Annotated in this window: 24 protein-coding genes and 2 riboswitches; of the genes, 17 read left to right on the top strand and 7 right to left on the bottom strand. The window is 40.8% G+C overall.

The genetic code is table 11. The annotated features are described in order from the left end of the window. Positions 1–688: 688 nt before the first annotated feature. Positions 689–1,624, bottom strand: a complete 936-nt coding sequence (locus tag J7I93_RS16035; RefSeq protein WP_214726869.1) for a MerR family transcriptional regulator — start codon at positions 1,622–1,624, stop codon at positions 689–691. Between the two features lie 305 nt (positions 1,625–1,929). Here J7I93_RS16035 and J7I93_RS16040 point away from each other — a divergent pair, with 305 nt between their 5' ends. Then, positions 1,930–2,679 (top strand): C39 family peptidase, encoded by a 750-nt coding sequence (locus tag J7I93_RS16040; protein ID WP_214988715.1) that lies wholly within the window; start codon positions 1,930–1,932, stop codon positions 2,677–2,679. 59 nt (positions 2,680–2,738) lie between these two features. Here the strand turns inward: J7I93_RS16040 and J7I93_RS16045 are convergent, their stop codons facing one another. Further along, positions 2,739–3,806, bottom strand: a complete 1,068-nt coding sequence (locus tag J7I93_RS16045) for an AbrB family transcriptional regulator (protein WP_214726871.1) — start codon at positions 3,804–3,806, stop codon at positions 2,739–2,741. Between the two features lie 152 nt (positions 3,807–3,958). On the opposite strand from J7I93_RS16045, the gene J7I93_RS16050 reads away from it, so the two are divergent. Then, positions 3,959–4,249 carry a hypothetical protein gene (locus J7I93_RS16050; RefSeq protein ID WP_214726872.1) on the top strand — a complete coding sequence of 97 codons (291 nt, stop codon included), beginning with the start codon at positions 3,959–3,961 and terminating at the stop codon, positions 4,247–4,249. 49 nt (positions 4,250–4,298) lie between these two features. Here the strand turns inward: J7I93_RS16050 and J7I93_RS16055 are convergent, their stop codons facing one another. The 3 genes from J7I93_RS16055 to J7I93_RS16065 form a co-directional block, all read right to left on the bottom strand. Continuing rightward, positions 4,299–5,381, bottom strand: coding sequence for a hypothetical protein (locus J7I93_RS16055; protein WP_214726873.1), 1,083 nt, complete (start codon positions 5,379–5,381; stop codon positions 4,299–4,301). Beyond that, positions 5,374–5,940 carry a sigma-70 family RNA polymerase sigma factor gene (locus J7I93_RS16060; protein WP_214726874.1) on the bottom strand — a complete coding sequence of 189 codons (567 nt, stop codon included), beginning with the start codon at positions 5,938–5,940 and terminating at the stop codon, positions 5,374–5,376. The genes J7I93_RS16055 and J7I93_RS16060 overlap by 8 nt, the downstream gene beginning before the upstream one ends. Positions 5,941–6,383: 443 nt before the next feature. After that, positions 6,384–6,899 (bottom strand): CBO0543 family protein, encoded by a 516-nt coding sequence (locus J7I93_RS16065; protein WP_214726875.1) that lies wholly within the window; start codon positions 6,897–6,899, stop codon positions 6,384–6,386. Positions 6,900–7,036: 137 nt separating this feature from the next. On the opposite strand from J7I93_RS16065, the gene J7I93_RS16070 reads away from it, so the two are divergent. Continuing rightward, entirely contained in the window at positions 7,037–7,786 is a 750-nt protein-coding gene (locus J7I93_RS16070) for a Cof-type HAD-IIB family hydrolase (protein WP_214726957.1), read from the top strand. A gap of 288 nt (positions 7,787–8,074) precedes the next feature. Here J7I93_RS16070 and J7I93_RS16075 read toward each other — a convergent pair whose 3' ends face one another. Beyond that, a complete protein-coding gene (locus tag J7I93_RS16075; RefSeq protein WP_214726876.1) occupies positions 8,075–8,527 on the bottom strand; it encodes an OsmC family protein in 453 nt (150 codons plus the stop codon). Positions 8,528–8,682: 155 nt separating this feature from the next. Beyond that, positions 8,683–8,793, top strand: a riboswitch (TPP riboswitch). Between the two features lie 115 nt (positions 8,794–8,908). On the opposite strand from J7I93_RS16075, the gene J7I93_RS16080 reads away from it, so the two are divergent. The 13 genes from J7I93_RS16080 to J7I93_RS16140 all read left to right on the top strand — a co-directional run bounded on the left by J7I93_RS16080 (position 8,909) and on the right by J7I93_RS16140 (position 17,962). Continuing rightward, entirely contained in the window at positions 8,909–9,670 is a 762-nt protein-coding gene (locus tag J7I93_RS16080) for a 3-oxoacyl-ACP reductase (protein WP_214726877.1), read from the top strand. An 18-nt stretch (positions 9,671–9,688) separates the two neighbouring features. Then, positions 9,689–10,501 carry a hydroxyethylthiazole kinase gene (gene thiM, locus J7I93_RS16085; protein ID WP_214726878.1) on the top strand — a complete coding sequence of 271 codons (813 nt, stop codon included), beginning with the start codon at positions 9,689–9,691 and terminating at the stop codon, positions 10,499–10,501. Between the two features lie 12 nt (positions 10,502–10,513). Then, positions 10,514–11,338 (top strand): bifunctional hydroxymethylpyrimidine kinase/phosphomethylpyrimidine kinase, encoded by an 825-nt coding sequence (gene thiD / locus J7I93_RS16090; protein ID WP_214726879.1) that lies wholly within the window; start codon positions 10,514–10,516, stop codon positions 11,336–11,338. After that, a complete protein-coding gene (thiE, locus tag J7I93_RS16095; RefSeq protein WP_214726880.1) occupies positions 11,328–11,981 on the top strand; it encodes a thiamine phosphate synthase in 654 nt (217 codons plus the stop codon). The genes thiD and thiE overlap by 11 nt, the downstream gene beginning before the upstream one ends. 473 nt (positions 11,982–12,454) lie before the next feature. Further along, complete coding sequence (locus J7I93_RS16100; RefSeq protein WP_214988508.1) at positions 12,455–12,739, top strand: hypothetical protein; 285 nt, start codon at positions 12,455–12,457, stop codon at positions 12,737–12,739. A gap of 141 nt (positions 12,740–12,880) precedes the next feature. Then, complete coding sequence (locus J7I93_RS16105) at positions 12,881–13,165, top strand: hypothetical protein (protein ID WP_214726881.1); 285 nt, start codon at positions 12,881–12,883, stop codon at positions 13,163–13,165. 69 nt (positions 13,166–13,234) lie between these two features. Beyond that, positions 13,235–13,990 carry an exodeoxyribonuclease III gene (locus J7I93_RS16110; RefSeq protein ID WP_214726882.1) on the top strand — a complete coding sequence of 252 codons (756 nt, stop codon included), beginning with the start codon at positions 13,235–13,237 and terminating at the stop codon, positions 13,988–13,990. A 79-nt stretch (positions 13,991–14,069) separates the two neighbouring features. Beyond that, positions 14,070–14,348: a hypothetical protein gene (locus tag J7I93_RS16115; protein WP_214726883.1), complete on the top strand. Its 279-nt coding sequence runs from the start codon at positions 14,070–14,072 to the stop codon at positions 14,346–14,348. An 83-nt stretch (positions 14,349–14,431) separates the two neighbouring features. Continuing rightward, the gene (locus J7I93_RS16120; protein WP_214726958.1) at positions 14,432–14,731 is read left to right on the top strand and encodes a DUF3817 domain-containing protein; all 300 of its coding nucleotides are present in this window, start codon (positions 14,432–14,434) and stop codon (positions 14,729–14,731) included. Between the two features lie 114 nt (positions 14,732–14,845). Continuing rightward, positions 14,846–15,484 carry a hypothetical protein gene (locus J7I93_RS16125; protein ID WP_214726884.1) on the top strand — a complete coding sequence of 213 codons (639 nt, stop codon included), beginning with the start codon at positions 14,846–14,848 and terminating at the stop codon, positions 15,482–15,484. A 375-nt stretch (positions 15,485–15,859) separates the two neighbouring features. Further along, positions 15,860–17,095: a dicarboxylate/amino acid:cation symporter gene (locus tag J7I93_RS16130; RefSeq protein ID WP_214726885.1), complete on the top strand. Its 1,236-nt coding sequence runs from the start codon at positions 15,860–15,862 to the stop codon at positions 17,093–17,095. Positions 17,096–17,144: 49 nt separating this feature from the next. Next, positions 17,145–17,244, top strand: a riboswitch (guanidine-I (ykkC/yxkD leader). Between the two features lie 68 nt (positions 17,245–17,312). Then, positions 17,313–17,651, top strand: coding sequence for a DMT family transporter (locus J7I93_RS16135; RefSeq protein ID WP_214726886.1), 339 nt, complete (start codon positions 17,313–17,315; stop codon positions 17,649–17,651). Then, on the top strand, positions 17,648–17,962 hold the full coding sequence (locus J7I93_RS16140) for a DMT family transporter (protein ID WP_214726887.1): 315 nt from the start codon (positions 17,648–17,650) through the stop codon (positions 17,960–17,962). Before J7I93_RS16135 ends, J7I93_RS16140 begins: the two co-directional genes overlap by 4 nt. A 23-nt stretch (positions 17,963–17,985) precedes the next feature. Here the strand turns inward: J7I93_RS16140 and J7I93_RS16145 are convergent, their stop codons facing one another. Further along, entirely contained in the window at positions 17,986–18,360 is a 375-nt protein-coding gene (locus J7I93_RS16145; RefSeq protein WP_214726888.1) for a hypothetical protein, read from the bottom strand. A 121-nt stretch (positions 18,361–18,481) separates the two neighbouring features. Between J7I93_RS16145 and J7I93_RS16150 the strand changes: the two genes are divergently transcribed. After that, positions 18,482–19,549, top strand: a complete 1,068-nt coding sequence (locus tag J7I93_RS16150) for an undecaprenyldiphospho-muramoylpentapeptide beta-N-acetylglucosaminyltransferase (RefSeq protein WP_214726889.1) — start codon at positions 18,482–18,484, stop codon at positions 19,547–19,549. Positions 19,550–19,927: the final 378 nt, after the last annotated feature.

Below are 19,927 nucleotides of genomic sequence, written 5' to 3' on the forward strand. Positions count from 1 at the left end.
CATTTATCTAGGTTAGTCTATTTTAACTCCTGGTTTTTTAGATGGCAACGGAAGAGGGAAGGAGAGAAGGGCAAGCATACAATTTGGTGATGAACCAAACTTCCTGTAAACTCCCCAATATTTTCTTCAAAAAGCTACTTGACGACTATTTTCGCTGGAACTTCCTCAATATCGTCTTCATAAGAGCTCTATGGCGACCAAAAATGCTGCAACCTCCACATTATCGTCTTCATAAGAGCTCTATGGCGACCAAAAAAGTTGCATTCTCGACATTATCGTCTCCATAAGAGCTCTATGTCGACCAAAAATGTTGCATTCTCCACAATATCGTTTTCATAAGAGCTCTATGACGAACAAAAATGCTGCATTCTCTACATTATCGTCTTCATAAAAGCTCTATGACGACCAAAATTGTTGCATTCTCGACATTATCGTCTCCATAAGAGCTCTATGTCGACCAAAAATGTTGCATTCTCGACATTATCGTCTTCATTAAAGCTCTATGTCGACCAAAAAAGTTGCATTCTCCACAATATCGTCTTCATAAGAGCTCTATGGCGACCAAAAATGCTGCAACCTCCACATTATCGTCTTCATAAGAGCTCTATGGTGACTATATCCGCTGCAATCTACCCAATATCGTCTTTACCAGAGTTCTAAGTCTTAATTCTTCCGCAAATTGTCTCCCTTACTTCCAAATTTCCCACCATTTTTTCGTCTGTTCCTGCGCCGCGGCGGCGTTTCGGAAGGAGACGATCATATCCTGGAAGACTTCTTCTCTTTGTTTGACTTCATGCCAGTATTGTTCGCGTTCTTTGTTGATGGTTTCGATGTAGATTTCCCTGTCTGTGTTTAAGGTTTCGATCAGCGAGCTGATTTCGGTGCTGGTTACCTCGGCAGAAGAGGAGATGTAATGAATCATGGTTTTGAATTCTTCGGAAGAGGCCTCCGAGGATTCAGCCAGCTTGTTTGTTAATTGATGGATTTGATCGGAAGTGCGTTTTGAACTCTTCGCAACCCTCTTGGATAAGGTTCCGAACGCTTCGGAGCTGTCTTCCGAAGACTGCTGTATCTTGCCGGAAAGGTTTTCAATTTCAGACTTTGTTTTTTCTCCCGATTTATAAATAGAGTCTGAAAGGCTTTTAACGGTATGCAAAGATCCTTTTGAAATCTCTTTTTTCACTTCTTCTAAAACTTCCTTTCGAATTCCGTTGCGAATTTCATTTCTGACGTCAGTAATCAAGCTATCTTTAAAGTTTTCCATCATCACCATGAACTGCTCTGCATCCATGGCTGAATGCTCATCAGTATGTACTCCGGTTTCCTGGTGCACTGGAGCCAAAGCGGTTTCAGATGCTTCGGAACCAGCTTCCGAAGTCAGGTCCATATGCTTCTGCATTAAATCGCGAATCATTTCCTTGCTTAAATTTTTATCACGCATTTGCTTCACTTTTTCAAGTAATGCTATTTCATGCTCTGTATAAAACCTGGCGCCCTGCTTTGACCTTGGTATCAAAAGAAGGCCATTTAAATCCTTTTCCCATTGTCTTAAAGTGCCAGGCGGAACGTTCAATAATTTCGAGACCTCTTTAATTGTGTATGCCTTCATGTATTGTGTATCCATTTAACTCAGCCCTTTCTTCAATTAGTAGCATTCTGAATGATTCGGAAGGTGGTTCCGAAATTTAGCTTGTAAACGTATTCAGCACGAATGCCCCTATTTTCCTGCCACTTGACAAAAGCTCTCAAAAGAAGACGTTATTCATCAGAAAAAAGCAAAACAGCCGATTTCTGACAAAAATAATGAGGATTTTGAGAAAGAGTCAGCTAATTTGTCATATTATCCAGGGTATGGCACAATGTATCTTGGAGTTTAGTAAACTAGTAAAGCACTAATTAAACTGCATGATTAAAAAGGGAGTAGGTACATTGGGTAATAGGATCATTGCTGTATCTGTCGCAGCAGGAATTGGTTTGTCGCTGACTTTAGGAAGTGTACAGCTGGGGAAGGGCGAAGAATCAAGAGAAAACGAGATACACTATACAGCAGTTCCTCATGCTGAAGCAAAACATCTGCCGCACATAAAAGAAGAAATAAAAGAAGCCGTTCTTCTTAATGTCCCATTGTTTAATCAAATGGATAGTCCTCGTTTATATAATGGGTGTGAAGTGACAAGTCTGGCTATGGTTATGAAATATGAAGGCATAGATGTTACCAAAAATGATTTAGCAAATGAAATTCACCGGGTGCCGCTTCGATACAACAATGGTGGGTATGGAAATCCCAATGAAGGTTTTGTCGGAAACATGGAGGATGGGCCAGGATTAGGTGTGTACCAAGAGCCAATTTTTGAACTCGCCAAGAAATATTTCCCTGACCGTGCGGAAAACTTGACTGGCAAGCCATTTAATGTGCTTCTTCAGAAGGTGGGAGAGGGTTCGCCAGTATGGATTATTACAACTGCGAGCTTATCGCCAGCTGCTTCATTTGAGACTTGGAATACTCCAAACGGGCCTGTTGATGTCACGTTTCAAATGCACAGTGTTGCAATCACTGGCTATGACAAAAATTATATATATGTAAACGATCCGTACGGTACAAAAAACAAGAAGGTACCTAAAGAGGCTTTTGTTAAGGCTTGGGAGCTGATGGGTTCACAGGCAGTTGTGATTAACTAGATTGCTAAGGTACCAAACAAACAAAGGGACTGCCGATTTTCATCTGGCAGTCCCTTTGTTTAAATTGAAGTTTCCTGTTTCTTATTTCTAAACTTGTAAAATATCCATTTTAAAAAGGGTGGAACGACAAAAAAGATAAAGAATAATCGAAAAAGCTGGTATCCTGTTACAATCGCTAAATCGGCATGGATTTCATGAGCCATAATCGCCATCTGATCCATACCGCCTGGTGCCAGGCTTAAAAAACTGGTGGCAGGGGAGAAGTGGAAAAACCTCATAATCAGCATACTCAGCAAAAGGGAACCGCTAATCAGAAGGAGTCCGCTTAAAGCAGCAAGGGAAATCGTTCTTGCTTTGTGCGGAAGTTTTTCCGGCTTCATCATCAGGCCGATATGGGCACCTATTAGCAGCTGTGAAAGGTCCAATAACGCAGGCGGCAATTCCGGTCCCTTCAAGCCGGCGATTACAAGAGCCGCTGTTCCCATAATGGGACCCAATAAGTAAGGAGTGGGCAGGCGCAATCGCTTGCTTAATAATATGCAAATAAAAGAAACAAAGGCAAACAGCAAAATATTCGGAAATAACTCTGACCACAAAGGATCAGCAGCCTGCATAATTGTACCGGGCGATGTGTCAAACCATGGCCCAAATATCAGGAAGGGCACGATGAAAATAATCATCGTAAGCCTCGCAACCTGCATAAATGTTACAACTGTTATATCAATTCCCTTTACCTCTTCAGCCAGCAAAATCATCTGCGAAAGCCCTCCAGGAATGCTGCCGATCAAAACAGTTGGATAATCGATGCCCGATAATTTAGCGATCAAGAGTGCAGACAACGCACTGAAAAACACCATGCAAACCGTAACGAGCAAAATAAAAGGAAGCTTTTGCAGAATTAACAGTACAGCTTCCTTAGTGAAAGCAAGGCCAATACTATACCCAACAATCATGATGCCCGTATCACGCAGCTTTACAGGCCAATAAAAGGAAATGCTGCTCATCCGGCTGCCGATCATAACGGCAGTCATTGCTCCAAGCAGAAAAGCGACAGGCATTTGCAGCAATGAAAATATGAATGCTCCAATCAACGCTGTTAAAAAAGTGATCATCAAATTTTTATTCACTAAAAAACCTTCTTTTATTTCAGAAATAGCTTTATATATTTTTACCATATATAAACATTGAAGGAATTACAAGTTTTATAATGAAAGATTTATTCATACATATGATCAAGAGGGATTCTTTTATAGCAGTTTAAAAGAAAGGGGGACTAACCATGCCGGAAAAATTAAGCCATCTTGTATTTATCCTTTCTTTTATTTGCCTGGGATTATTTTTACTGCTCGGATTTTCCCCACTATATGATATTTACTTGGAAAAAGTCGGACAGCGTCCTTTTTCAGTTCTCCTCATTCTCACAGTAAGCGTCTTTCTCCTTAGTGTATACGTCCTAAAAAAAGTGCAGAATTGGCAGTCAGGCTTCCATGTTCTTTTTTCGATTGTCATAACTTTATTTCTTTCAGCCGTATTGGCGATTATTGTATTCTTTGGGAGACTGTTCAGCTGATAGAAAAAAGCTTGCGCCCATTTAGGGACAAGCTCAGGAAATTTGATATTTATTGAGTTGGCATCCAGTTAACTTTCCAGATTCCTTCCTTATTTTTGCTTAGTCCAAATCCAAGGCCTTCTTCTTTCGAAATGGAAATATAAGCAGATGAGTCATCGATAATGACCTCTTCCAATGGGGCATTTTTCGCTTTATATAATAAGGTCTGTTCCTCCGCTAAAGAAGGGGATTCGTTAATCGCATGCAGATAATCGTTCAGGGTTCCGAAGGTTTTTTCGACCTCAGGATCATGATTAAATAGGGCATACTGGGTAAAATAGTCCTCTACTTCCTCTGTAAATAAATAAAGCTGGAATACTTCTGCCGGCGATAAACCGCTTAAAATTATATCCTCTTTCCTCATTGAAAACTCTTTATAAACGTGATTCAATGGCTCTGTAAGAACAAGATCCTTGCCATCTTTCCTAAATAGGTGAAAAGCGGTTCTCGTTATTTCTGGCTCTTTAGGTATTACCTCCAATACATTTGCCTGATGAACTAAAGATTCGCGGGCTCTATACTCATTAATAATGAGCTTAACATCTTCAACTTTAACAGCAGAAGCAATGCCGAAAACCTTTTTTAGCATCTGCTGGTCTTCTTCATTAAAAGAAATTATTGGATTCTTTCCATCCATAAGCGGCAATTTCTCCAAAGAAGCTTGATCTGGCAAAAGGAAGACATTATCTTTTTGAAAATCAAGAGTACCTGCCACTTCAGCTTTCCCTGCAAAAACAGCAATAGAATGGCCATTTGAATTAGTTTCTATTTGTTGCAGTTCCCAGCCGTTCAGCATATCTCCATATGCCATTCCCGGGTAAAAAGGTTTTTCCTCAGACACGATCTGATCAGGATTTTGCTGATTAAAGAATCCAGTCTGATTTCCCGCGATTCCGCAATTTAAGATTACAAAGCCGGCAACAGCGGCTGCCGTAAGGGCCTTTGGAAAATAATCCGTTCTCTTCTTCTTGCTTTTGACTGCACGAGAGCCTATTCGGTTTCTAATACGCTGTTTTTCTTCCTCGGTAAATACCGACTCCTCCGGCCATGAATCATTCATAGCTTGTTTCAATTCCTGCTTCAGATCAGCCATGCTGTTCACCTCTTTCCATTGCGGAATAAAGCTTTTTAACTTTTTCCTGCCCTCGATACAAACGTGTTTTCACAGTAGATAAAGGGATATCCAATGTTTCGCTGACTTCAGCCAGACTAAGGTCCTGATAATAATGGAGGAGGAACACTTCCCGATATTTAACTGATAGTGATTCAATCACTTTCAGCAATTCATTATGCTTATCACGCTCAAAAAATTTCGTTTCCGGGTCTTTTTCTTTGTCCTTTTTAAGAAAAAACACCCTTTCGTTCATAACCATATTGCGATGATGCCAGCTTTTTAAATAATCTTTGCTTTTATTAATGGCAATCGTAAAAATCCATGTTTTAAAAGAGGACCTATGCTGAAAACTCTCCAGCTTTTCATAAACGGTCAAAAACGTTTCCTGTGTGAGATCACTTGCAATATTCCAGTCCTTCACATAGGTATAGATCAATCTTTTTAATACTGTTCCATACTCATCCATGATCATTTCAAGGACGAGGGCACGGTCGACATTTGAGGCGATTGACCGCTCTACTCGTTCTTCAGGGTTCAACTTGACAGCCTCCCAGCATATGTGTTGAATTTTTGGTTCCGGCAACCATTCTATTCTGACAGTTAGACGACAGGTGGCAACTATTGGATTCAATTTTTTAAAAATATATGTTAAGTATACAAAAAAGCGCAAACCAGTAGGTTTACGCTTCATTATTTATTTACTTTCTTCCTTATAAGGTAAATCCACATTAGTACATAGGTTGCGAAAAGCAGAAGCAAAAATAAAAAGGTGGATAAATGATCTTGGATGAGCAATATAATCACCTCTTTTTTATTGGTTGTTTTCGCAAAGTTTGTTGCTTACAAACTAGTATTAATTACTGAGTTGATTGGAGNNCGAGGAGGCTCCCGTTCCTCCCGGCGGAAAGCAAGTGACTGGAGCGGAAATCAACGGGCAAACTTTATAGTCCAAAAACAACAATCTATACGAAAAGAGCCTTTTTATTTTAGGCTATCCAATGGAACCGGAAATAATAAGTAAAAAATAATCGCTGCCGGCAAAGAAACAAGCATAGCAGCCGCTGGCTTTCGATAATGAATCCGCATGACTGCGAACAATATAATATTAAGCCAAATATTATGCCAGCTATTCCACCCATTATCGTAAACATACATGCCTTTATGGGCAAATAAAGCCTGGATAATGGTGAAAAAAGTAATCCAAACCGCTGAATAAATAAATGCATGCTTTTTATTTTCCGGATAACGCTGCAGGTATATGATCAGAGCCATGGGAGTAATAAAAAATGTAAAAAATAAATTAATGATGGAATGATTGATCCACTCAGCAGTAATTCCTCTGAATGCCCAAAGTGTATGGTTATAATAGAGCATGTTGTAGGTCAGATTAATAGCAATAAAATACAAAACGGTAGGGTATTGCTTCTTCCATTGTGACCAATCTATAAAGCGGTAAGCAAATAGAATCCATACCACCACAACAAGTAGTAAATACATAGCTTCTCACCTTTCGGGAAATATATATACAGCTATTTCCAATTTATTTAAAAGTATTCATCATTCAGAGGCTTTCCTTTGAATGGAATAGTATTTCTTTATATAATGTCTTTATTGTTTAGGAAAGGGAGATTATGATGCCAGAAAAAATGAATGCACCGGAGATAAAACTAATCGCTCTTGATATGGATGGAACTTTGTTGAATACGAATGACGAAATTCCAGAGGAAAACCGCGAGGCGATACGCGAAGCAAAGGAAAAAGGGATCGAAGTTATTCTAAGCACCGGCCGTTCCAGACTTACAGCCCGGGACCATGCGGACTCGCTTGAATTAAACTCGTATTTAATTACGGTCAATGGAAGTGAAATTTTTGGTCCGGAAGGGAATTTAATTTCGAGAACCGCAGTTGACTCTACTATCATGGAATGGATGTGGACTTTATCTCAAACACATAAAACCCATTTTTGGGCTACCAGCTGCGATCAGGTCTGGAACAATGAAATGCCTGAAAATATCCATGACTATGAATGGCTGAAATTTGGATTTGATATCACTGATGATGAAGTACGGGAAATCATTCATAAGGAGCTCCAATCAAAGGGTGATCTGGAAATTACCAATTCAAGCCTAACCAATATAGAAGTGAATGCACTTGGCATTAATAAAGCAAAAGGAATCCAACAGGTTACGGAAATTCTTGGCATTTCCATGGAAAATGTGATGGCAATGGGTGATAGCTTAAACGATATTGCGATGATTGAGGAATCGGGATGGGGAGTTGCAATGGGAAACGCCCAGGACATTGTTAAAGAAACAGCAAATGCTGTGACTGCTTCAAATGATGAAGCTGGCGTTGCGAAAGCGATTCGGAAATGGGCTTTATAAGATTTTCGACCTGGCAGGCACCTTGAGAAAAAATATTTCGTAAACTGTTTAATTTTTTTGGCTCTTTCCTTTGATTGTTGTTTTTGCTTTTGAATTCAGACCGTTGATTTCCGCTGCGGGGATTTGCTTTCCGCGGGGAGCGATGCGAGCCTCCTCGGCTTCGCCTGTGGGGTCTCGCACTTCCCTCTCTTCCCGCAGGAGTCAAATGCCCTCCGCTACAATCAACTCAGTTATAAAAACTAAGTTTGCCTTCAAATAGTAACAAACTTTACGAATACAGCAATTTTTTTAAGCGGTTTTACGCATAATTTCTGCTTCCAATTCAACCTCAACATTTCCTTTAATGGCCCTTGAAATCATGCAGGAAGCTTCAGCTTTTTTGGCCAGTTTCTGAGCGAGGGCGAAATCTCTCTCTGAGGCGTCAGTCTTCAGGGTGATTATAGGCCGGTGGATAATTTTTTTGTATGTAATAATCCCATTGGTGACATTAACAATCCCAATGGATTCCATGGTCAAGTCTTCTTTTTCAAGTTTACTCCGTTCCATCATCGCTGCAAGCGTAATAATATAACAGGTTGCAGCTGCCCCTAAAAGCATTTCATCCGGGTTTGTGCCGATTCCCGGACCATCCATCTCAGGCGGTATTGATACCTTCGTCTTTAGTTGTCCGGATTCTATTTTTCCAACATCATTGCGCAGGCCCGGCCAATGTGCTTTCAAGTAAAATTGATGCTCTGCCATAAGAAAACCTCCCATGATACACTACTATTATCGATATAAAGCCAACGTCAAATTGCACTTATTCACTACTATTAACGATATAGAGACAACGACAGAATTGCAAGACTTTACAGATTTCCATTTTCAAGCTAAGATGAAATCAGCCAACTTAATAGTTTTACTGCTAGGGGTGCCCGATGCGCGGGCTGAGAAAGAAACCGACCTGTTTTTTACCCTTCGGACCTGATCTGGATTATGCCAGCGTAGGAAAGTAGTAATAGCGGGAACGATCATTCCTTCTCATTTATTATTCAGCCAGGTCCATTTAAGGATCTGGTTTTTATTTTGTCCGAAAATAAGCAGATAACTAGGTTGGACACATCCATGCAAAGGGGAATTCAGATGAAACTTCAAGAACAAATTGTGCTTATCACAGGAGGGAGCAGAGGCTTGGGCAGGGAGACGGCCAAAGCTTTTGCAAGAGAAGGTGCGAGGGTGGTTATTAACTATTTTCATAGCGAAGAGAAAGCTTATGAGCTCCAAAATGAAATTGGTGAACGGGCTATTGCCATCCAAGCAGATATCCGGGATAAAAGACAGGTTGTGGAACTATTTGAAAAAGCGAAAAACCATTTCGGTACACCCATAACGACTATTGTTAATAACGCACTTGTAAACTTTAAATTTGACCCGGTAACCAAAAAAGATGCAGAAACGATTGGATGGGAAGACTTCCAAATCCAGCTGGAGGGTGCTGTTCGGGGAGCTTTGAATACCGTTCAGGCTGGCTTGGCTGATATGAAACTAAACGGCTTTGGGCGGGTCATTTCGATTGGGACAAATTTATTTCAAAACCCGGTTGTTCCGTACCACGATTACACGACCAGCAAGGCAGCTCTCCTGGGGTTTACCCGGAATATGGCAAACGAACTTGGGCAATACGGCATTACGGTAAATATGGTATCCGGTGGCTTATTAAAAACCACGGATGCAAGCGCAGTTACTTCAAATGAAGTCTTTGAAATAATCGAAAACTCGACGCCATTGAAAAAGGTGACCGATCCGGCAGAGGCAGCTGATGCCATTGTATTTTTCGCATCGCCATGGGCAAGGGCTGTTACAGGCCAGAATCTTGTCGTGGATGGCGGACTTGTTATGAACTAATTGTGAGGGGGACTTTAGATGAATATTTACGAGATTAGCAGTCTTTTAGAAAAAGTAAGAGCCGCAAATCCGCTGGTACATAATATCACAAATGTTGTGGTAACCAATTTTACTGCCAATGGACTCTTGGCAATTGGAGCATCACCTGTTATGGCTTATGCGCATGAAGAAGCGGCTGATATGGCGAAAATAGCCGGAGCACTGGTTCTGAACATGGGAACTCTTACCGAAAAAGAAGTACAAAGCATGCTAATCGCCGGAAGGTCAGCCAACGAGCATGGTGTTCCGGTAATCTTTGACCCAGTAGGTGTTGGGGCAACTCCATACCGGACAGAAACCGCCAAAAAATTATTGAAGGAATTAAATATTTCCATCATTAGAGGAAATGCGGCGGAAATAGCCAATGCCGCCGGCCAAGCTTGGAAAATTAAAGGGGTAGACGCAGGGGAAGCTCAGGGAAACACGACAGAACTTGCAGGAAAGGCTGCAAAAGAGCTTGGCACGATCGCAGTCATAACAGGCAAACAGGATGTTGTTTCTGATGGAGTTTCAACTTACACCATAAAGAACGGACATCCCTATTTAACAAAAGTAACAGGTGCGGGCTGCCTGTTGACTTCAGTAATTGGCGCCTTTTCTGCTGTGGAAAAGGACCCGGTTAAAGCAGCTGTTGCCGCATTGGTTGTGTACGGAACTGCTGCCGAAATGGCAGCAGAGGCAACGAATGATAAAGGGCCGGGAACGTTCCAAATTGAATTTTTAAATAGCTTGTTTAACATTACCGCTTCAGATATTGAAAAGCTCGGCGCTTTTGAAAAAGTCAGCGAATAGGGAGGAGTTAAAATGATAATAAACAAAGCATTAACAATTGCCGGATCAGATAGCGGCGGCGGTGCCGGAATTCAGGCTGACTTAAAAACGTTTCAAGAACTTGGGGTTTTTGGCATGTCAGCATTGACAGCCGTTACTGCCCAAAACACAAAAGGCGTACAGGGAGTTTATCCGATGACTGCAGAAGCAGTCGTTGCACAAATCCAATCGATCGGGGAAGATCTTGTGCCCGACGCAGTCAAAACGGGGATGCTTTTTAATGCAGAAATTATCGAGGGAGTATCCCGTGAGATTACCAGGTATCAATGGAAAAATGTTGTTATCGACCCAGTAATGGTCGCAAAAGGGGGTGCGAGCCTGCTGCAGAAAGAGGCCATTGCTGCTATGAAGGAATATCTGATCCCTTTATCGATTCTTATCACGCCAAATATCCCAGAGGCAGAAGTTCTAACGGGATTGAGGATTAAAACGGACCAGCAAAAAAACGAAGCAGCAAGAAAGCTGCATGATATGGGCGCGAAGAATGTCATGATAAAAGGCGGGCACGATGAGGCTGAAAACGATGCTGTGGATCTTTTATTTGATGGCCAACGCTTTTATGAGTTTAAAAGTAAAAGAATACAAACGGTTAATACACATGGAACCGGGTGCACTTTTTCGGCAGCCATAACGGCAGGCCTTGCGGAAGGGATGACTGTCTCGAATGCTGTGGAGCGCGCCAAGCGATTTATCCAGGCTGCGATTGAAGATGACCTGCAGCTGGGAAGCGGGCACGGGCCTACGAATCATTGGGCCTATAACCGAAGGAAAAAGGAGATTTTTGTTCATGGCAGTTAAACCTGAAGAAATGAGAAAATTATTAAGGGTCTATTTTATTATGGGCAGTGTAAACTGCAGCAACGATCCAGAAGAAGTTCTGCAGTCTGCAATTAAGGGAGGAATCACTCTCTTCCAATACCGCGAAAAAGGCAAAGGCTGTCTTCAAGGGAAGGAAAAGCTCCAGCTTGCAAAAAGACTGCAAACGATCTGCCGGGCAAACCATATCCCTTTTATTGTGAATGATGATATTGAGCTGGCAATTGAATTAGATGCAGATGGCGTTCATATCGGACAGGAAGACGAGCCGGCTAGTATGGTTCGGAAAAAAATAGGCAATAAAATTCTCGGTGTGTCTGCCCATCGTTTAGATGAAGCAAGGAAAGCAATTGCTGAAGGCGCAGACTATCTTGGAATCGGCCCGATCTATCCTACCTCCACAAAGGAAGACGCAAAAGCCGTTCAGGGTCTGAGTTTTATTAAAGTATTAAGAGCTTCGGAAATAAAGATACCTTTGGTTGGGATAGGCGGCATAACAGCGGAGAATGCTGCTCCGATTATCGGAGCTGGAGCAGACGGTGTTTCCGTCATCACAGCAATAAGCCAAGCTGATTCGCCGGATGCATCTGCCCGGTTGTTATATGAAGCGGTGAACGAGAAGTGAAAAAGCAAAAAAATGCCCATTAAGCCGGGCATTTTTTTATATTTAGGTTGAAATGAGAGCTATTTGCCAGGATTTTAGCGGAAATTTTTATTAATGGGAGTTTAAACAAGAATTTAGGGGTTGAGATACCGTCGTTTCTTCAAATATCATCAGCTTTCGGCATTTAATCATCAATTCCGGGTAATAAATCGTCAAATTTGCCATTTTATCGTTAATTTCCTTTATATATCATCAACTTAGGCTGATATATCGTCAACTGAAACATCAGTGGCCTCCCCAGCCAGGAAAAAGTTTATTTGAAGAATAGCTTTTTTATTTGCATTTTCATCAATTTATTTGCAAATGATGTCCCCATTGAATGAAAGCATGAAAATTCCATTCATTTTCCGATTTAACCGTTTGAAGTCATCCCGTTTAACCCATTCTATTAAGGGTAGCTTTTTAAAAAACAATGAAAAAAGAGGGATGGAGAATTGAAAAAATGGATGGGTGCCGGTCTCTATATCCAAGGCATAGTCTTATTGCTTATTGTGTATTATGGCTTTTTTACGGGTTTGGTTGCTGCTGAAACGAAAATAACGGAAATTGAAGGAAAAGTAGAAGAAAAATATCTTCAAGCTTCAATCGATAATTACCTGAGCAATTATAATATGCACCAGGAATATTGGATACGTATGGAAGGTGGAGAGTCCATAAGGTTGACTGCCTCTTTATACAAAGAATTCAGCCGGGGGAAAAGATTAAATTGGTGCAGATGAATGCCGGAACTATCATTTTTAAGCAATAGGTACTGCTTCATAGCAGGCCTCTTTTTTATGCCAGCTTTCCTTGTCAGAATAATTTCTATATTTTACAATAGTTTTATTGCTGCTTGGATAACCAAGAGCGGGGGTGAGTTATTGAACGTTTTAAAATGGATATTTACGAACAAACAGACACTTTCCGAGTTTCTGGCGGTAAGTGTGCTTTATTTTTTTGTACTGCTTTTTCTGGATTATCTTAAATTAAATCTCCTGCTGGGACTTGTTTTCATAATAGGAGTCCTGTTTCTAGCCAGACTGTTTGAAGCGTTAATTTCGCTGGCGCTTGGCGATCATGACCAGGAGATCCCACAAAAATATTATATCGCAATGTTTTTAATTGTACCGGTACTGTCAATCATGGTGCGGGCAGCGATTCTTTAAGTGTGCAGTGGAGCCTTATTCATGTTAATCTGATAGTCTGATAGTTTTTCTATGTAAGGAGATTATTCAATGAAACTTGTTTCCTGGAATGTGAATGGAATTAGAGCCTGTGTGAAAAAGGGCTTTATCGATTACTTTTATAATGTGGATGCAGATATTTTTTGTATCCAGGAATCCAAATTACAAGAGGGTCAGATAGACCTGGTTCTCGAAGGTTATCATCAGTACTGGAATTATGCGATTAAAAAGGGGTATTCGGGTACAGCCGTCTTCACCAAACAAGAACCGCTTTCGATCCGTTATAGCATAGATGATACTGAAACAGAGCCGGAAGGAAGAATTCTAACCCTTGAATATGAAGAGTTTTATCTTGTGAATGTCTATACGCCTAACTCTCAGCGTGATTTGGCCCGGCTTCCTTACCGCCTTGAGTGGGAAGAACGGATTCGTGATTATCTGTTGGAACTTGATCAGATCAAGCCTGTCATTCTCTGCGGAGATTTAAATGTTGCCCATCAGGATATTGATTTAAAAAATGCAAAGTCCAATCGCGGCAATTCCGGTTTCACCGATGAAGAACGCGGGAAAATGACCGGACTGCTGAATTCAGGATTTGTTGATTCTTTTCGTTACAAATATCCCGAGGCAGAGGGCGCCTACACCTGGTGGTCTTACATGGCTAAGGTACGCGAAAGGAATATCGGATGGCGGATCGATTATTTCATTGTTTCCGAGAGACTCAAAGATAAGATAAAAGATGCGCAAATTCACTGTGACATAATGGGCAGCGACCATTGCCCGATTGCTCTTGAACTAAATATTTAACCCCTGGATCAGAACAGGGGTTTTTATTTTTGAAAAATTCGGCAATACTTTTATTACTATTTCATAAAGGGCTGGTAAGATGAACAAAACAGAAATGCTGACACTTTTTGTTCTTATTGAAAGGGTATATCCGGGTTTTAGGATTAAAAATGACATCGTTCAATATTATTTTTCGCAATGCCAGGACATGGACTTTGACGAGGCGATGGGCTGCATTAAGGAGCATATCAGGAAAAGTCCCTATCCTCCGTCAATCAGCCATATTGCGGCTAAAAGCTTGCGTAATCATTTAGCTGCAACAGGTTTTGAAACCTATTCCTGGCACGAAGAGTATGTCCTGGCTTACGATATTTCTTAGCAGCCTCCTATGGTATCTATCCTTAAGACAATGCTATAATACATGGGTATGGATAAAAAGAAATGAAGGTTGAGGTTGCTTTTATGCTAAAAACACCGATTGGAAAATTCAGATTCATGGGCTTTCTTGAGGGAGGATCTCTACTGCTCCTTTTATTTATAGCCATGCCTCTTAAATATGCTGCAGGTATTCCGGAAGCTGTCAGAGTTGTTGGCTCTCTTCACGGGTTCCTGTTCATCACTTACCTTTTCGTCATTGCCTATACGACTTTTAAAATAAGATGGTCGTTAAAATGGGCTGCAAGTGCAGTAGCAGTGGCATTTATCCCATTCGGTAATTTTATTTTGGATGTCTTTCTGAAAAAATCATCCTTAACAGATTAATAGAAAGAGAGAGAGCCTGCGCTATGCAGGCTTTTTCATTTGCCAATTCTCTTACAATACCTGCCAAAATTTATGATAAGATAAAAGAAAGATTTGTAGAATAGGAGCCTGAAAATGGAGGATCAACTGCTATTATCTTATGTATTCCTAATTTCTGGCATTTTTATATTTTTTGAGGCAGTTTATAATGGTTTTAAAGTACAGAAGCATAGAGGAATCATATCAGAAACCTGGGTGCCTCAACTAGTTCTCTTTTTGGGAGGGGTCGCCCAGCCTTTGATATGGTTTGATCTTTTTGAATTGGAACCCCTTGTATACATAACTATTATTCTGCTTATCGCACTTATTTATCTTTCTTTACATTTACATATAAAAGGACGCGTATTTGTCGTCCATGAAACCTCTAGAGCCATTCTGCTTGAAAGAATCCGCCAGGAATTGGATCAATATGCAATCACCTATTCGGAAGAAGAGAAACCGGACGATAAAGAAAATACCTTTATACTTCCAGATGATGGCGCTGTCATAAAAGTTAGCTGGCGAGGGGAGGAAAAGCCGGTGTATACATACAGATTAAGTTTTAGAAAATGGTGGCGAATTTATTACTACGAGGAAATCAAGGAGAATATTAGAGAATCCTACAAAGAAGAGAGAGAAGGAAAGGTATTCTGGAAACAGATTTTGACTAATGCCGGCAGCGGTGCATTTATTTTAGGAATGTTGATCTTTATGTTTTTTACAATGATGCCCTAGAGAATTTGGAGCTCTGCAGACAAAATGCTGCAGGGCTCTTATCAGTTATTACGCTTGCCAGCATAATAAACTGCATAATACAACCAATTGTTGAATAATCATTTTAATGTAAGCGCTTTCTTATTTTAGGTCTATGTTAAAGCTCAAGGTTGATTTTAGCACCCATTGATTGGAGCGGAAGGTACAAAATCCTAGAAAATGCTTCCCGATCTCCCTTTGTGGATTGTATTCAAGGAAGCTTATTCCCAGTCGTACTGGCGTGCGGTTAAAAGGGAAACTAATTGCTGGAGGAGGTTTCCGGACCGCCAGCTGTTCTCTGAGTGCCAAATCAACAGAAAATTTAACATAGTCACTAACTATAAAGGGAGGTTGATTATGTCTTTAACCAAGAAGATTCTTATCGGTATGGGCTTGGGTATTGTGGTTGGCCTGATTTTGAACTTGGCGCTGCCAGGGTGGTATGATGCCGCTTCCACGTATGTACTGGTACCTTTAGGGAAAATATTCGTCAACCTGATTAAAATGCTTGTCGTTCCGATTGTCATTGTGTCATTAATTTTGGGAACTGCCGGAATTAGCGATCCGAAAAAGCTTAGCCGGATTGGCGGTAAAACGATCTTATTCTTTCTTATTACAACAGCCATTGCCATTATTTTAGCTTTGGGAGCCGGCCTATTGTTCCAGCCTGGTGCGGGCGATTTCCAGCTTGATGGTGCAAATTTTGAGGAGAAGGAAGCTCCGCCTGTCATTGAAACACTTGTTAATATTATTCCTGCTAATCCGTTTGGCGCCATGGTGCAGGAGTCGATGCTTCAAATTATTGCTTTCTCCATTTTTATCGGCTACGGCTTATCAAGACTGGGGGACAAAGTATCCGGTATTCTCCGTCTTATTGAACAGGCCAATGAGGTATTAATGTATCTTGTTCAGGCAATTATGAAATTTGCCCCGTATGGCGCTTTTGGCCTGATTGCCGTTGCCATTGGCGGACAGGGCATGGAAGCGATAATGGCAATGGGCAAATATATGTTTGCAGTGCTTTTTGTGCTATTGCTCCACTTAGTCGTCACATATGGTAGTGCGATATCCTTCCTTGGAAAAATGAATCCTATCCATTTCATTAAAGAATTCTCTCCAGCAATGGTTGTAGCTTTTAGTACCTCGAGCAGCTCAGCGACACTGCCCATTTCCATGAAAACAGCCCAAAATAATCTAGGGGTTTCAAAGAGCGTAAGCAGCTTTGTACAGCCGCTCGGTGCAACAATTAATATGGATGGAACAGCGATTATGCAAGGAGTTGCTACCATTTTCATTGCACAGGTATATGGTGTAGAATTAGGACTAGGACAATTGCTTACGGTCATCTTAACAGCCACGCTCGCCAGCATTGGTGCTGCAGGTGTACCAGGTGTAGGGTTAATCATGCTATCCATGGTTCTTACATCTGTAGGCCTTCCAGTTGAAGCGATTGCTCTTGTATTGGGTGTCGACCGCCTGCTTGATATGTGCAGAACTGCTGTTAACATTACTGGAGATGCTGCATGCGCCGTTATCATTGACAGAGGGGAAGAGTCTGCCGGAGCGTCAGATTCTAATGAAGTAACTGCATAGTTTCTTGGAAAAACAATTGATTTCTGGTATAATAGTAGCGAATTTAATATAAAAGGTTTTCTAGGGTTCCGCAGCAATGGCTGGCCTGGTCCGAGAGAAAACTCACAGCTGCCGAAGCTGTGCCACGGAAGGATAAAAGCCTGGGAGATACTGTTTAGCAGATATCTTCCGGGCTTTTTGTTTTTGAAGGGTATAGGTTAGAAGGGAGATTTTCGAAATGCATTGGTTAAAAGTCTTTATAGCGGCATTTTTTGAAGTGTTTTGGGTCATTGGGTTAAAGCATGCGGACGATCCATTATCATGGACAGGCACCATTATCAGCATTGCAGTCAGTTTTTATTTAATGATTATGGCAGGCAAGGTACTCCCGGTCGGAACGGTTTATGCCGTTTTTGTGGGATTGGGTACTGCCGGAACTGTATTATCAGAAATTATTTTGTTTGAAGAGCCTTTTAAATTAACTAAAATGATTCTTGTGCTCATTTTATTAATGGGTGTACTTGGTTTAAAGCTGGTGACAGCTGAAGAAGAAAAAGAAGGAGCTGAGACATTATGAGCTGGTTTTATCTTGTCCTTGCAGGGCTATTTGAAATGACTGGTGTAACGATGATTAACAGCTTGCATAGGAATCGAAATTGGCAATCTCTTTTCCTGCTTCTTGGCGGCTTTGGCGCCAGCTTTCTTTTCCTCGCACTCGCCATGAAGGAGCTGCCAATGGGAACTGCCTATGCGGTTTGGACAGGCATTGGTGCTGCCGGCGGCGCCATTCTTGGCATGGTTTTTTATGGAGAACCGAAGGACGCAAAACGAATTTTCTTTATTGGAATAGTGCTGAGTGCTGCAATTGGGCTAAAGCTGATTTCTTAATAAAAAGGTCAGGATTGGCCTTTTTATTTACTTTCCATAGGCACACTGAATAACACATATTTGCCAGTCCACATCTGGCTTGTTACAATAAGTGTTTTTTCGCGTTTTTCAAAGAAGAAACCTGCGCCGTTTTGTTCGATAAAGCTCCAGCCGTTTTTTGCCATTTTTTCTTTCATTAAATCATAAGCTTTTCCCTGTTTCATTTGTGCCATGTACCAAACATGGCTGTTTTCCTCTGCAATCTTCGTCATTTTGTAGACACTTTTTTCTCCTTTTGCAACTGCTTCACGCTTTGTAATCGATTCAATCGGAAGCTCAGGGTAATAAACTTTTGAGTAAAATACGTATCCTGCTAAGCATGCAAACAAAACGATGATTGAGATCATCCATTTATTCATAATCTCTCTCCTTCAAAGTGGTTTACTATTCATTCAACAGGGACCCAATTTTTACCTTCTCTTACACATAATCATAAACTATAATAGTAATATTAAATCATTATAAGCAGGCAGGTATAAAATGAACAAACAAACAATCGTTTTTACAGGCGGCGGTTCTGCGGGCCATGTGACCCCAAATATTGCCATCATAAATGAACTATCCAAAGATGAATGGACCATCCATTATATAGGCTCAAAAAAAGGCATCGAAAAAGAATTAATTTCAAAAATGGGGATTCCATACAATAGCATAAGCAGCGGGAAGCTTCGGAGATATATGGATGCAGAAAACTTGAAGGATATTTTTCGCGTATTAAAAGGGATCATGGAAGCAAGAAGCTTGCTTAAAAAGATAAAGCCCAAGCTTATTTTTTCAAAAGGAGGCTTTGTTTCCGTTCCTGTCATCATCGCCGCCAGCTCTTTAAAAATTCCTATCTATATACATGAAAGCGATCTGACTCCAGGATTGGCCAATAAAATTTCTCAGCGTTTTGCTAGTAAAATCTTCACCTCTTTTGAAGAGGCAGCGAAGTATTTTCCAGCTAATAAAACAGTTGTCATTGGTTCGCCAATCAGGAGAGAGATCTTTTCCGGTAAAAAGGAGAGAGGTAAAAGGTATCTTGATTTTACAAAAGATCTGCCGATTTTGACTGTCATGGGTGGAAGCCTTGGAGCTAAAAAAATGAACGAAACAGTAAGGGATTCACTTGAGATGCTCACCGCAAATTATCAAATCGTACACCTATGCGGAAAAGGACAGAAAGATGACAGTTTGGATAACACCCCTGGCTATCGGCAATTTGAATATGTAAATGAAGAACTGCCTGATATCCTGGCCGCTACCGACACAGTTGTTACACGAGGCGGTTCAAATGCCATTTTTGAATTTCTGGCTTTGAAAATACCCATGCTTATTATCCCTCTGACAAAAAAACAAAGCAGGGGCGACCAAATTTTGAATGCGCAAGCTTTTTCAAAAAAAGGATACGCACTGACATTAGAAGAAGAGAAGTTATCAAAACACAGTCTCATTCAATCGCTGGAAAACCTTGAAAAAAACAAAGAAAAAATCATAAGTACAATGGAAACCTCCCCAATGGGAGATGCTCTATCTGTCCTCATTAAAGAAATCGAAAGAAATCGTTAATCTTGAAATTTTTCAACAGCCGGCAGCTTAATATGCCGGCTTTACCTATTTTTTTGTGTAAAAAAGAACTGATTAACGATCAATTAGAAACCCCAGGATGGCCATGAAAAAAATTTTAAAATCCTTCTCAACAAAAGTTTCCTCACAGCCGGTAATAACATTGATAAACGACGATCCTGATAGCCTTCTTCCTATTCTATGATACTGACTGCAAAACCAAATGCAACAATGCAAATTCTTTAAATAGAACCGCCATGATGACAAGAAACAAATAACTACAAGGAATAGGTCACCATATGCCGGCTTGACTACCATAATCAAAGTCCAGGCATAATTATGGTCGTTATAAAGCCGCCTTGAAGACGATAATCAAAGCCC

It is taken from the genome of Bacillus sp. ISL-47 (assembly GCF_018613175.1).
Lineage (GTDB): Bacteria > Bacillota > Bacilli > Bacillales > Cytobacillaceae > Cytobacillus.

Bases quoted from the DNA above. Each gene is read 5' to 3' on its own strand.
- J7I93_RS16035 (WP_214726869.1), bottom strand. From the start codon at position 1,624: ATGGATACACAATACATGAAGGCATACACAATTAAAGAGGTCTCGAAA.
- J7I93_RS16050 (WP_214726872.1), top strand. From the start codon at position 3,959: ATGCCGGAAAAATTAAGCCATCTTGTATTTATCCTTTCTTTTATTTGC.
- J7I93_RS16055 (WP_214726873.1), bottom strand. From the start codon at position 5,381: ATGGCTGATCTGAAGCAGGAATTGAAACAAGCTATGAATGATTCATGG.
- J7I93_RS16065 (WP_214726875.1), bottom strand. From the start codon at position 6,899: ATGTATTTACTACTTGTTGTGGTGGTATGGATTCTATTTGCTTACCGC.
- J7I93_RS16070 (WP_214726957.1), top strand. From the start codon at position 7,037: ATGCCAGAAAAAATGAATGCACCGGAGATAAAACTAATCGCTCTTGAT.
- J7I93_RS16075 (WP_214726876.1), bottom strand. From the start codon at position 8,527: ATGGCAGAGCATCAATTTTACTTGAAAGCACATTGGCCGGGCCTGCGC.
- J7I93_RS16080 (WP_214726877.1), top strand. From the start codon at position 8,909: ATGAAACTTCAAGAACAAATTGTGCTTATCACAGGAGGGAGCAGAGGC.
- thiM (WP_214726878.1), top strand. From the start codon at position 9,689: ATGAATATTTACGAGATTAGCAGTCTTTTAGAAAAAGTAAGAGCCGCA.
- thiD (WP_214726879.1), top strand. From the start codon at position 10,514: ATGATAATAAACAAAGCATTAACAATTGCCGGATCAGATAGCGGCGGC.
- thiE (WP_214726880.1), top strand. From the start codon at position 11,328: ATGGCAGTTAAACCTGAAGAAATGAGAAAATTATTAAGGGTCTATTTT.
- J7I93_RS16110 (WP_214726882.1), top strand. From the start codon at position 13,235: ATGAAACTTGTTTCCTGGAATGTGAATGGAATTAGAGCCTGTGTGAAA.
- J7I93_RS16115 (WP_214726883.1), top strand. From the start codon at position 14,070: ATGAACAAAACAGAAATGCTGACACTTTTTGTTCTTATTGAAAGGGTA.
- J7I93_RS16120 (WP_214726958.1), top strand. From the start codon at position 14,432: ATGCTAAAAACACCGATTGGAAAATTCAGATTCATGGGCTTTCTTGAG.
- J7I93_RS16125 (WP_214726884.1), top strand. From the start codon at position 14,846: ATGGAGGATCAACTGCTATTATCTTATGTATTCCTAATTTCTGGCATT.
- J7I93_RS16130 (WP_214726885.1), top strand. From the start codon at position 15,860: ATGTCTTTAACCAAGAAGATTCTTATCGGTATGGGCTTGGGTATTGTG.
- J7I93_RS16135 (WP_214726886.1), top strand. From the start codon at position 17,313: ATGCATTGGTTAAAAGTCTTTATAGCGGCATTTTTTGAAGTGTTTTGG.
- J7I93_RS16140 (WP_214726887.1), top strand. From the start codon at position 17,648: ATGAGCTGGTTTTATCTTGTCCTTGCAGGGCTATTTGAAATGACTGGT.
- J7I93_RS16145 (WP_214726888.1), bottom strand. From the start codon at position 18,360: ATGAATAAATGGATGATCTCAATCATCGTTTTGTTTGCATGCTTAGCA.
- J7I93_RS16150 (WP_214726889.1), top strand. From the start codon at position 18,482: ATGAACAAACAAACAATCGTTTTTACAGGCGGCGGTTCTGCGGGCCAT.